Annotated in this window: 11 protein-coding genes; all 11 read left to right on the top strand. The window is 52.3% G+C overall.

All coding sequences use genetic code 11. The features are described 5' to 3' along the window. Positions 1-135: 135 nt before the first annotated feature. The 11 genes from BBD41_RS09155 (at position 136) to BBD41_RS09110 (ending at position 12906) form a co-directional block, all read left to right on the top strand. On the top strand, positions 136-777 hold the full coding sequence (locus tag BBD41_RS09155; protein ID WP_099477357.1) for a TetR/AcrR family transcriptional regulator: 642 nt from the start codon (positions 136-138) through the stop codon (positions 775-777). Positions 778-791: 14 nt separating this feature from the next. Beyond that, entirely contained in the window at positions 792-962 is a 171-nt protein-coding gene (locus BBD41_RS29975; protein WP_167392965.1) for a hypothetical protein, read from the top strand. Between the two features lie 226 nt (positions 963-1188). Further along, positions 1189-3642, top strand: coding sequence for a helix-turn-helix domain-containing protein (locus tag BBD41_RS09150; protein ID WP_099477356.1), 2454 nt, complete (start codon positions 1189-1191; stop codon positions 3640-3642). Between the two features lie 160 nt (positions 3643-3802). Next, positions 3803-5386, top strand: coding sequence for an extracellular solute-binding protein (locus BBD41_RS09145; protein ID WP_099477355.1), 1584 nt, complete (start codon positions 3803-3805; stop codon positions 5384-5386). A 19-nt stretch (positions 5387-5405) separates the two neighbouring features. Continuing rightward, on the top strand, positions 5406-6362 hold the full coding sequence (locus tag BBD41_RS09140) for an ABC transporter permease (protein WP_099477354.1): 957 nt from the start codon (positions 5406-5408) through the stop codon (positions 6360-6362). An 11-nt stretch (positions 6363-6373) separates the two neighbouring features. Further along, positions 6374-7258, top strand: a complete 885-nt coding sequence (locus tag BBD41_RS09135) for a carbohydrate ABC transporter permease (protein WP_099477353.1) — start codon at positions 6374-6376, stop codon at positions 7256-7258. 15 nt (positions 7259-7273) lie between these two features. Then, the gene (locus BBD41_RS09130; RefSeq protein ID WP_099477352.1) at positions 7274-10015 is read left to right on the top strand and encodes an exo-alpha-sialidase; all 2742 of its coding nucleotides are present in this window, start codon (positions 7274-7276) and stop codon (positions 10013-10015) included. Beyond that, positions 10015-11055: a sialidase family protein gene (locus BBD41_RS09125; protein WP_099477351.1), complete on the top strand. Its 1041-nt coding sequence runs from the start codon at positions 10015-10017 to the stop codon at positions 11053-11055. The genes BBD41_RS09130 and BBD41_RS09125 overlap by 1 nt, the downstream gene beginning before the upstream one ends. 14 nt (positions 11056-11069) lie before the next feature. Then, positions 11070-12005, top strand: coding sequence for an N-acetylneuraminate lyase (locus BBD41_RS09120; protein ID WP_099477350.1), 936 nt, complete (start codon positions 11070-11072; stop codon positions 12003-12005). A 90-nt stretch (positions 12006-12095) separates the two neighbouring features. Further along, a complete protein-coding gene (locus BBD41_RS09115) occupies positions 12096-12443 on the top strand; it encodes a hypothetical protein (protein ID WP_099477349.1) in 348 nt (115 codons plus the stop codon). Between the two features lie 43 nt (positions 12444-12486). Then, positions 12487-12906: a phosphotransferase enzyme family protein gene (locus BBD41_RS09110; RefSeq protein ID WP_237087039.1), complete on the top strand. Its 420-nt coding sequence runs from the start codon at positions 12487-12489 to the stop codon at positions 12904-12906. Positions 12907-13105 lie beyond the last annotated feature (199 nt).

The following is a 13105-nucleotide window of genomic DNA, read 5'->3' as shown; positions in this document are numbered from 1 at the left end:
GCAGCAGCCCAAGGAGCTTGATTTAAGCAGAAGGATAATGTCTGTCGTTAGACAGCGAGAGAACGAGCCGGCCGTCTGTGAAAGATGGGCCGGTTTTTCATTGATTAGTTCGTACGGTCGTACTAAAATATAACCATGAGTACTAAAAATAAAGCAAATGATCCCAAGGACTTGTCGTTTACCGAAAAAGCCCGCCGTGCTCAAATCGTCCAATGCGCGATCGAGACGATTGCCGAAGTCGGCTATGCCCAAGCTTCCATCGGCCAAATCGCCAAGCGCGCCAATGTGAGCAAAGGGGTGATTACCTATCATTTTGCCAGTAAGGATGATCTGCTGGAAGAGGTAGTGGCGGCTTACGCGATCGCGGCCGAGGCTTTTATCCGTCCAGTTGTAGCTAACGCAGTCGGACCCAAAGAACGGCTTAGGAAGTATATGGAGGCGAATCTGGCGTTTATTGCGGAGCACCGGAAAATGGTGTTTGCCGTCGTGGAAATCGCGGCAGGCATGCGGACAAAGGAAGGGAAGCTTCGGTTCTCGGCGGATGCGGACGAGAGCATCTATCAGCCTATTGAGGAGATTCTATACGCGGGTGCGGAGGCAGGATGCTTCCGGGCATTTACCCCGTTGTCGGCACGGGTCACGGCGCTAGCCATTCGCCATGCCATTGATGGATTCAGCCTTGAGCTGATGCGTACTCCGGATCTTAGCGTGAAGGAGTACACGGAGGAGCTGATCAGCATCTTTGAGCGGGCCGTAAGTAACGTAGATTACGAATGAGGAGGGGGCGGGGCATGCTGTTCTACGAGGTGGAATGCTTCTGCTGCAAGAAGAAATTCCGGCTTTACGAAGGAAGCGCGGGTTACGCTAATTTTAAGGAAAACAATCAACGCGGGAAGTATACCTGCGAGTCATGCAGCCATACGATCCGACTGGAGGCGATTTTCAACCTGCTGCGAAAATGATGAATACTAACGCAACCAAACATGCGGGATCGCTGAGAAAAGGAAAGGATCCATACTTGCCTCAAACGATCCCTCCCTATACCCCAACAACAAGCCTATAAGGTATAATCATTTTAAAAGGAATTGAAAGCGCTTTATTTAATCCCTGGAACGGCGACTTGAACAGCACGATTCTCTACAGGTTCCGGCATGCAATATACAATATTTCGGACCAAGGGGGATAGGGATGATGCCTCAGCTGAGAACCTGGATCGATTCGATTGGAAGAATAAAAAGGCGTAAGTTCTTCTTAAAGTTAATCGTCACGACCGTGTTGATTACCGTGCTTCCGAGCCTGGTGTCCAATATCTTCGCTTATTACAGAGTATCTGACATTGTCGAGGAAGAGACAGGAAACAATAAGCTGCAGTATTTGAACCAAACGATCAACACGCTTGAGATTCTACTGAACCGGATTAAGGAAAATTCGAATTTGCTTGCGCTTAACCGTTCTTTTATCAGCTTCGAGAATTTCCCGAACGGTGCTTATTACGAGAGCCTTCAAGGGGAGATCCCGAAGGAGGATCTGCCTGCGCTGTATGCTTATTTGGAGGCTAAAAAGAACACCTTCCTCACGATGAACTCATTTAAACTTTCGGATCAATTCGTGGATTCCGTATATTTTTACGACAGCAGCAAAAACCTGGTGATTACCTCGGACAATGACCGCTCGAACCGCCAGTTCCGCCTAGAGGACTTTTATGATCAAGGCTGGTATGAAGCCGTACAAAACATGCAGATGAACCCCGTTTTCCTGGACACCCGAGTCGCCAAGCAATACCCTCAAGGCGAGAAGGAGCTCCTGTCTGTAATCTACAAGTCCAAGAAAGCCAGCAACGCGATTATCGTCAACCTCGATGCATCCATGATTTATGCGGATATTATCAGCAAACTGAACGCGAATGACGACATGTATGTCGTGTCCTCCAGCGGAAATATCGTGTTCCGCAGCCAAGCTTCCGGTAAGGACGGATTTCCGCGGACCGGATTATCCGAAGCGCTCCAACATACAGGCGGGGCCGGATCTTATTCCATTGAGCTGGACGGCGGCAAGAAGCTGGTCAGCTACTCCTCCTCGAAACTGCTGGATTGGACGTTTGTCAACGTCTCCGATATGGGGGTATATACCCAGGGCACGATTGATATCAAACAGACGATAACCTACACAGCCGGCGCCTTAATCCTCCTTTCGCTGCTGCTTTCCTATTTTTCGTCCAGAAGCTTGTATAAGCCCATTTCCCGCTTGAATGCGCTGGCGAAAGGCAGGGAGGACGATGATATCCGCCCGGATCGTGGAAAGGGTAACGATCATCAGGATTTCAGGCACCGTAAAGGGAGTGTTCACGTTCCGGAACATACGCATAAGGGGGCGAATGATGAACTCAGCGTCATCGGCAGCTTTGTCAGCTCGACCATCGATGAGCGCAATTATTATAAAGAACGGCTGGAGGAAAGCCTGCCCTTCCAATTGGAGCGGTTTAAACAGTCATTACTGCAGCGGCATGCGATGAGCCTTGAAGAGATTGAAGCCAAGAAGGATTATCTTGGGCTCGATATCAGCCTTGATGATCTGTCCGTATTCTTGCTGTCTATTGATGAGGAGCTGGCCTCGAATGGCGAGGATATGCTGGCTCAGGATCTGTGCAAGATCAAAATCATGGATGCCCTGCGGGACAGCAGGGTTTTAGGGCAGGAGACCGCATTTTTCGTCGTCAATGTGGAAAAGGACAAGGTCGCTGTTGTTTTTAATTTTCCCGGGAAGGGACGCCAGCCATTATTCCACCTGGCGCAGCAGCTGCTCGATGAAGTCAATGCCCGATTGGGAGCTCAATGCTCCCTCGGCGTTGGAAGCATCTGCAAGGGGATCGGAGAGCTGCCGCTTGCGTATGAAGAAGCGGCGGAGGCGCTGAAATATCGCATTCTGTACGGCAAAGGCTATGTTATATCCATGGACGATATCCGTGCCGACAACGGGCAGACCTTTATTTATCCAAGCCAGCTTGAGGAGAAGCTCAATAACTACATCCGGACCGCCTGCTTGGAGGAAGCACTCTCGACGTTCGGAGCCTTTGTGGCCGAAATCGAAGCCTGTAAGAATAAGCTGCATTACAACCAGATCCAGCCGATCTTCATTCAATTGCTTACATCGATACGGCATTCTTTCAGCTCGTTCGGGACAGATATCGAGATCTTGTTCGGGAACGGAACAGATCCCTATCGGGAGCTGCTCGATCTGGAATCGATGGATCACATTGTCCTCTGGTTTCAATCGCTTATAACTCGAGGAATTGAATGCATCCGTCAAGAAATTCATGCCAGGGGCAATCAGCATATCGCCAAAATCATCGAGATCCTGGAGAACGAGTACGATAAAGATATTTCGCTATCGTGGGTAGCCGAGCAGTTGAACCTGAACCCGGCTTATATCAGCAGATTGTTTAAGCAAAGCACCGGTCAGCCGTTCATTGATTATTTGAAGCAGGTTCGGATCGATAAGAGCAAGCTTCTGCTCGCGGAAGGCAGGCTTAAAATCAATGAGATCGGCAGACAGGTCGGATTCGGCAGCGCCCACTATTTTATTAAAGTGTTCAAGGAAATCACCGGACTCACCCCCGGCGAGTACAAGAAAATATATTCTTAGCATCGATCCCGGCTCCTTACTCCAGTCCAAGGAGTACCGGGATTTTTAGCTTCCATAACAAATATTTGATAAGTAGAAATGTTGTTATAAATGTACGGCGTTTTACATTTAAAGCGTTTACAATCCGTGATAAGGTGTCACCTGACAGAAGGTCCCGGCCATGTTGGAATCGTGGACCCGCAAAGTAGAAGGAGGGATTATGATGAAAAAATTCGCACAGACCACGCTGACGGCCATGCTCGTCCTGGCGATCGCGGCATGTGGAGGAGGAGGAAGCGGGGGCGATGGAGCTTCAACCGGATCAAAGAGTGCTGATGGAGGTTCGGGCAAGGGTTCCGGGGAAATGCCCAAAATTTACATTTACCAGAATACCGGAGCGTTGAATCAGAAGCCGGAAGGCAGCGTACCGGACGCGTTGGAGGAAATAAAACAGATGTATATGGAAGAGCTCGGCATTGAGCCGATCGCCATTGTGCCTCCGAAAGGCTCCGAGGGCGAAAAGCTGAATTTGCTGCTCGGGTCCAAGGATCAAGTGGATGTATTTCAGGGGGATTGGGATCAATATGCTTCGAAGGGGGCCATCATTCCGCTGAACGATTTGCTGGAGGAGCACGGCCAGGACATTTTGAAGGCATGGCCGCAGGAAGCTTGGGATTATATGACCGATAAAGACGGGACGATCTGGGGGATTCCCCGCGGGTTGCCTTCCGTTCATTATCCGGTATGGATCCGCACAGATTGGCTGGAGAAGCTTGGTTTGGAAATGCCGAAAACGATCGATGAGCTCGAGGCGGTGATGAAGGCGTTCCAGGAGGGCGATCCTGACGGCAACGGCAAGGCGGATACCATTCCCATGATGACCGATATCAATGGAATCAATAATGCGCTCATGGGCGGCTTCGTTGAAGGCGGCAACAGCAACTGGCTCGACCCGGCGGATAATAAAATCAAACCGGTCGAGCTGGCGCCGGGCTACCGGGATTTCTTGGCCAAGATGGCGGACTGGTACCAGAAGGGCTACATCTACAAGGAGGCTTTTGCCAAATTTGACCCGCTCGAGCTGCTGAAGACCAACCGGGTGGGCATGTCTTCCATGTGGTATTCAAGAATTACGCTGCTGTTCCCGCAGATCAAGCCAAACCTTCCCGAAGGCGCGGACTATGCGATTGCGAGGGAGCTTACGGGTCCTGCCGGCAAGCTGATGACGGCGTCACGCGGAAATACAACGGGCATGCTGGTTACGAAAAAGGCCAAAAATCCCGAGGCTGTAATCAAGTTTATCAATTATCAATACAAGGACTTGCCGACTAATACCCTGAACGCAGCCTTCGGCAAGAATTGGAAATACTTAGATGACCAGAAGTTCGAGATCGAGCTGCTTAGTCCCGAGCTTCGGTATGCCGGCGAATATATGCTCTCTTTGGGCCTTGCCACGGAGAACAAATACGCCTTCCGCGATCCGGTAAAGAAGATGCACGCCGATTACTTAAATCATGAAATTACGAATATAGGCGCCGCCAAAATGCCGCTGGATGCGACCGTCGTCTACGACAAGGAGCGGCTGAAGCAGAATGTTCCCATGCTGGAGGATCTGGATCGTTTGCGGAGCGAGGAGCTCGTAAAGTTTGTAACCGGCGTAAGACCACTGAGCGAATTCGATCAATACATTGAACAGCTGAATAAGGCGGGGCTGCAGATGTGGATTGATGAATACACGAAGCAATATCACGAGCTGAAAAAATAAAACGGGAGGCGCGCTAATCATGGAGCTTAAAGCTGCGACGATTCCCCCGCCGGTGCCCAAGAACAAAAGCCGATGGACTGCAGTTAAAAAGCATCGGTTCTACTATTACTTAATTCTGCCCGGCCTGCTGTACTTTCTTATTTTTGACTACGTGCCCATGTTTGGCGTCATCATTTCATTCAAAAACATTTCACCGTTTGAAGGAGTACAAGGGATTATGACGGGGGAATGGGTGGGCTTCGATCATTTTGTCCGTTTCTTTCAATCCTATTATTTCTGGAACGTTCTCCGCAATACGTTTCTGATCAGCTTCTACAATCTGTTGTTTGGTTTCCCGGCTGCAATCGTATTGGCACTCTTGATGAATGAACTGAAGAACGGACTATTCAAGCGGTTCGTGCAAACCGTTTCGTATTTACCGCATTTCATCTCGACGGTCGTGGTTGCAGGTCTCATCATGATGATGCTGTCCACGGACAATGGATTGCTTAATGCGATCATCGTGTTTTTCGGCGGAGAGCCGATTCTGTTCCTAGGGGAGCCCAAGTATTTCCGGTCCATCCTCGTTGTATCCCATGTGTGGCAGACCGTCGGATGGGGAACGATCTTGTATTTGGCAGCCATGGCCGGGATTGACCCGGGACTGTACGAAGCCGCAAAAATCGACGGCGCCAACCGGTTTCGTCAAGCATGGCACATCACGCTTCCAGGCATCTCGCATGTCATTGTCATCATGCTCATCCTGTCGATCGGGGGATTGCTGAACGCGGGGTTCGAGAAGGTGCTGCTGCTATATTCGCCTGCGGTATACGAGGTGGCTGACATCATCGACACGTATGTGTATAGAGAGGGTCTGACATCGCTTAACTATTCATTTGCCACGGCTGTCGGTTTATTCAAAAATCTTCTGGCCATGACGCTCATCTTGGGCGCGAATTATTTCGCGAAGCGGATGAACCAAACGGGAATCTGGTAAGGAGGGATACGGTGGGTGGAATAAAGCCGACGAGAAGCGAACGTATTTTTGATGCTGCCAACATTGTTTTCCTGATCTTTTTGTCCCTCATGTTTGTCATCCCGTTTCTGGCGGTGCTGTCAACGTCGTTCATCAGCGCAGAGGAATCCATGCGCCGGGGGGCATTCGTGCTGATTCCGGAAAGGCTCGATTTTACGGCCTATGACGTGCTTCTTAACCGGGGGAAGATCATTTTGAATGCTTATCAGGTTACGCTTTTCAGGGTCATCGTAGGCACGTTCCTCAATTTGCTGTTCACGTCCATGCTGGCATACGGCTTGGCGCGCCGGAGCTTGCCGGGCCGAAACGGGCTGGTGCTGTTCATCTTTCTGACCATGATATTCCAAGGCGGATTGATTCCTAATTATATGCTGATGGATACGCTGGGACTTAAGGATTCGCTGTGGGTGCTTATTTTTCCAAGCCTGGTCAGCGCGTGGAATTTGTTTATTCTCCGGAATTTCTTCATGGGACTGCCGGAGGAGCTGGAGGAATCCGCCGTCATTGACGGAGCCACGCCTCTGCTGATTCTGTTCAAAATCGTCATTCCTCTCTCCATGCCGGCGATGGCCACGATTGGCTTGTTCTATGCGGTGCATCATTGGAATGATTGGTTCGGGGCATCGATCTATATCAATGACATTAACAAGATGCCGATCCAGGTCATCATGCGCAATATTTTGCTGACGGGGATTACGCAAAACGAGGCACAGCTGGAATACGTGCGGAATCCGCCGCCGGCCGCCACTTTGAAGTCAGCGGTTATTATCATCAGCACGCTTCCCATCTTGTTTGTGTATCCGTTTCTGCAGAAGTACTTCGTTAAAGGGGTTATGGTCGGCTCCATTAAAGGTTAGGAGGGTTCGTTTGTGATGAGGCCGCTTCGCAAGGCGTTTATTGGCTGGATGGTGTTTATTGTTATTGCTGCCTGCTTCCCTCATGGCCCCGTTAGCTTGAGTAAAGCTGCCGAAGCTGAGGCCGCGGCCGACGGGGAAGCGCAGTTTCGCAATATCGATTTGTTCGTGGCAGGAACGGAAGGGTATCATACGTTTCGCATTCCGACCGTGTTGACGACCATGGACGGAACCCTGCTGGCGTTCGCCGAGGGGCGGAAAAACAGCGCTTCCGATACGGGAGACATCGACCTTGTGCTAAAGCGCAGTATGGACGGCGGCACGACATGGGGGCCGCTCCAAAAGGTCTGCGATATGGGCACGGATACCTGCGGCAATCCAACAGCGGTACAAGATGAGAGCAATGGCCGCATATGGTTATTTATGAACCATAATTATGGCGACGACACGATCGAGGAGATCAACAATGGAACGAGCAGGGGCGTTCGCACGATTTGGAGCGCATACAGCGACGATGACGGAGCTTCCTGGTCGGAGCCGGTTAATCGGTTTGAGGAGGTGCAGCCGCCTGATATAAGGTGGGATGCAACAGGGCCTGCAAGCGGCATTCAGCTTCGGCATGGACCTAACCAAGGGCGGCTGGTGATTCCGGCGATTGGCCGGAACATCCAGAGCGACGATCATGGCATAACCTGGTATCAGAGCGGCTATATTCAAGCGGATACGAACGAGGCCACCGTGGTGGAATTGACGGACGGCACTTTGATGCGGAACGACCGCTTGTCCGCCAACAAAGAACGGAAACGGAGGGCAATCTCGACAAGCAGAGACCAAGGAGCGACTTGGTCACCTGTGCACTATGCGCCTGAGCTGATTGATCCGGTTGTGCAAGCGAGCATTGTGCGTTATTTGCCGGCCGATAATGATCTTGGCAGCAAGCTGCTGATTTTCGCCAATCCGGCCAGCGAGAACGTCAGGGAAAATATGACGGTCCGCCTAAGCCATGACGACGGAGCCACCTGGCCGGTAGCGAAAACGGTATACAGCGGACATTCCGCCTACTCCTCGCTCACCGTGCTGCCGGACGGAACGATAGGTCTGTTGTTTGAAGGCGGGGGTTATACGCCTTATGACAAAATCATGTTTGCAACCTTCAATCTGGCTTGGTTCGAAACGGAGGATGCGCAGCTGGACGACCTGGTGTTCTCGGAAGGCTCGCTGTCCCCCGTGTTTAGGAGCGATATCGAGCATTACCGCCTTACATTGTATGAAGGAACCGAAGCGGTGACGGTTACGCCGATCGCTTCGAAAGATGGCGTCGAAGTTGAAATAGCGGGCGAGCCGGCAGCGCCAGGAGTGCCAAGAACGATCCGGCTTGGCGAACTTGATAAGCTTCTCGTTACGGCCAGGCTTGGGCACCGCACGCGCACCTATACGATTGAGGTGGATAGGTCCAGACCGCGTCCGGAGCTGCTGCTGCACTGGGACTTCGAGCAGGTAAGCGTTGGAGGCGTGACGGATGTGACAGGCAGAGGACATACCGGCTTGTTGAAGAACGGCGCGGTAATCCAGCCGGGGGCGGTGCGTTCCGATGGACAGGGCCATGTTCTGCATCTGGATGCCACGCAGCGTTCGCACGTCGAGATCACGAACGCCGATGGTCTCCATTTTGGAACCGGCGATTTTACCTTCGCGACCTGGGTCAACCCGGCGACGCTTTCCCGGCAGCGGCATCTGTTGATATGGTACGGAACGGCCGGCCGGGGCGTCCCGCAGTGGTGGATGTCGGTTGAACAGAACGGTGCGGTTCGGATGAATCTGAACGGTCTGCCGCTGAACAGGGAGGTTGGCATCGCAACGCCGTCCGGTCTGGTCAAGCCCGGGGAATGGACGCATGTCGCCGGTGTCCGGCAGGGCGGCAATCTTCTGGTGTACGTTAACGGGGAACTGGCTGCAACGTCGGCCCAATTTGACGGTGCTGCTATGAATGTGACGAACGAAGACGCTCCGCCGCTGGTCGGCTTTGATAAAGGCGCAGTTGCCAATCGGGATTGGAACGGCAGTCTGGACGATGTAAGGATATATCACCATGCTTTGGATCCATCCGACATCAGGAAGCTGTATCAGCTTCCGTTCGACGCAGCCGCACCGGTTACGAAGGCTGTCATTACGCCGAATGAGCCGGACGGAATGAATGGCTGGTATACGTCCGATGTGACGGTGGAGTTTACGGCAGCGGATCAAGACTCCAAGGTGACTGACACGGAATATCGGCTGAACGGCGGGGAATGGACGAATTATACAGGAGCTGTCTCGGTCTCTGCGGAAGGAATCACCACAATGGAGTACCGGAGCCGGGACGGAGCCGGCAATGTGGAAGAGACCCGGTCCTTAGTGATTCCCATCGACAAGACGGAGCCGGAGCTTACGGTCAATCCGAACCTGGACGCCCTCTGGCCGCCAAATCGCAAATGGGTGCCGATCGAGATGACGCTCGACACCAAGGATGAATCATCCGGAATCGCTTCGATTGCATTGGTGTCTGTCACAACCGAAGGCACGCCGGACCGTCTTGAAGGGATTCGGGATGCGGACATCGGAACAGCGGATACGTCCTTTCAGCTGTTGGCCGCAAACCATCGGCGCGGAGCGAAGCGGGCGTACATCATTACCTATGAAGCAAGGGATAAGGCCGGGCATTCAACCACGAAGACAATAACTGTGGAAGTGACGAGAACAGTTAAGGAGGATGAACGTTAATGGCGATTGAAAGGTTTGCGATCAGCAGAGACGAGGAATGGTATGAGGCATGGCCCGATGTCACGCTTACTGCAGCAGGCAAGCTGGTATGCGTATTTTCCCAATGCACGCATCACGGCGACCGGTCGGCTACGCGGCTGATGCTGACTGAAAGTACGGATAAAGGAAGAACCTGGAGTGATAAAAAGCCGTTCACGGCATGGACGAAAGGACTTCCCTATTGGAATTGCGCCCGGATTTCGAGGCTGCGGGATGACCGGCTCGTTATCGTCGCAGATGAGATTAGGGAGAAGAAGGAGAACGGGGGACGGAATTATATATGGATTGGAGATGCCGAAGGGAACCGCTGGTCCGGGCCAATCGAGACGCCGGTTACCGGTATCGTGCCGGATAAGCTGTGCGAGCTTGCATCCGGGCGGTGGCTGCTGTCCGCCCATGAGCGAAATGCGGAGACAGGCGTCAGCGAGCAGCGTCTATGGTACTCGGATAACCAAGGCGAAGATTGGTACGGACCGGTTACTGTGGCCTCGCATCCGGATCTGAAGCTGTGCGAAGGAAGCATACTCCCGCTTCCGGATGGAACCCTGGTCGCCTTCCTGCGGGAGAACTCCGGACAGGGGCTCGATTGTTACAAATCGATTTCCTATGACCAAGGCGAGACCTGGAGCGGACCCTACCGCGTCCCCATCCCCGGTTGTCATCGTCCGGTTGCGGGGATGCTGCAGAGCGGAAACATTATGATCGCATACCGTTTCATGCAAGGCGGCAAAGGCTGGCTCGGCACCTGGACGCAGAACTTCTTTGTCGCACTGACGGATCAGGAATCGGCAAAGGCGGCCGAGCGGCGGGAGCAGTGGACGAGAATCATGCCCATCGATTATGACCGCAGCCCGGCAGCCGATCTCGGTTATTCGGGATGGGTGCAATTTGAAGATGGGGAGATCTATGTTGTCCAATATATTGCCGACGATGCGCCGAAAGCGCAAATCCGCGGGTACAGCTTTTATGAGGATGATTTTCTGTTAAGACCTAATCCATAAGGAGGGAACTCCCCTTGAACCTGGTAACTGGAGAACGAAGCAAGTTTAAAGGCATATTTACCGCATTATTGACCCCTATGCACGAGGACGGATCCATCGATTTCGAGTCGTTATCGCGTTTGGTGGAGCATCAGATCTCGCTGGGAATTACGGGCTTCTATGTTGGAGGAAGCACCGGAGAAGCGTTTATTTTGACGACGGAAGAACGGAAGCAGGTGCTTGAGTCCGTCGTCAAGACGGTGAACGGCCGGGTGATCGTGATCGCGCATATCGGCTGCATCAGCACCATGGAATCGGTTAAGCTTGCCCGCCACGCGGAAGAGCTTGGCGTAGATGCCGTATCGGCCGTCGTCCCGTTCTATTATAAAGTAACGACGAAAGAGATCCGGGAGCATTATGAAACGATCATGTCCGCCGTGCCGCTGCCCATGCTGGTCTATCATTACCCGGGTGCTACCAGCGTGAGTCTGACGATGGATTTTTACACGGACATGAGCAGTCATTCCCAATGTATCGGCGTGAAATTTACGTCCATGAACCTGTTTGAGATGCAGCAAATCCGCGCCTTATGCCATGAGCGGTTCATGATCTTTAACGGGCATGACGAGGTATATTTAAGCGGGGCTTGTGCCGGAGCCGACGGCGCGATCGGGAGCACCTTCAATATGATGCCGGGACCATTCATTCAAATGCACGATCATATCAGCACTGCCCAAAGGCCTGATATGAGCCTCCTACAGTCTTTGCAGACGGAGGCCAATGCGGTGATCTCGCACATGATCCAATACGAAGTTATTGCGTATGAAAAGTATATTTTATACCTCCAAGGGGTACTGCGCTCCCCGAAGATACGCCTGCCTTTGAAGCAGCTGACGGATGGGGAAAGGCGGGGGATTGATGATTTCTATCGGAATTGCGCCCTGCTGCAGGACCACCGTGTCAACGCTTAATAATGCAACGAATGACCCCAATTGCTTAAAATTATCCTAATTGTACCGCCCTTCTGCATACATATGTTGTGTAGAGGAGCGTGAGATGGGATGGATGTGAAGTTGCGAAGATACTATCAGCTCAAGCAAAAGCAAAAAGAGCTGGAGCAGGAATTATCGGAGCTGCGCGGGCAAATCATAGAGCATTGCCAGGAGCAGGGGGTTCAGGAGCTGGAAGCGGGAACGTATCGGGCCAAGCTGGTCCTTCAGGACCGGAAGGAGTTCGATGAGCAAAAGCTTTACGAAGCGCTGCCGGATCCGGATGTATGGCGGCTGCTCTCCAAGCCGGATGCGTCCAAGATTGCCGGACTTATCAAATTGAACGTGATTTCCGAAGACGCCATCAAGGATACCTATGCGGCAAAGCGCATTACGATACTGCAAGTGGAAAAAAAGTAAGCAGCACAAAGCAAGGCACAAGCCCCGCGAGTTGGCGGGGTTTGTGCATTCCTGGCAAGGTGCGTCCAGACAGAGCTTCGGCTTGATCCACTATGATTTTCAATTAGATAACGTATTCTATCGAGCGGATCAGCGCTTGTTCCAAGTTATCGATTTTGACGACTCGATGTATCATTGGTATGCCATGGATATCGCATCTGCGCTGGCGGACACGGATTGCCGGATCCAGCAGGAGGCGTTTCTTGAAGGCTATCGCTCCATCCGGAGCCTGGAGCCGGAGACCGAAGAGGAGCTGCCGAGGTTTCGACGGTTTGGACGCTTGTATAGCTTTGCCAGAATTCTGCGTTCCTTGGGGCATAGCGATCTCGTTCTTGACGATGCGCCCTTTTGGTATAAGGGGCTTCGAGATAAACGGATTGCCTATTGCGACGACGATCGCCGCAGCTTCAGTGAACCATGGTAAATCGAGGCTCTGTTTTGCCCTGCTTCTCCTGTCGTGCGCTGTAATGCTAACTGCTGCACGATGATCAGCGTCAACCTCGAATTGCAATCATGGGGAAGTGAAGAGCCCAATCAGGGTGAAGTGAAGGGCACGACGGGGCGATAATACTGAAGTGGAAAGCCGAGACTTGTTTTTAAAGACAGGTCTTGGCTTTGTTCAT

It is taken from the genome of Paenibacillus ihbetae, assembly GCF_002741055.1.
Classification (GTDB): Bacteria; Bacillota; Bacilli; order Paenibacillales; family Paenibacillaceae; genus Paenibacillus_AQ; species Paenibacillus_AQ ihbetae.
Note: the sequence above shows the minus strand (reverse complement) of the source record. Positions and strands in the feature narration are given on the sequence as shown.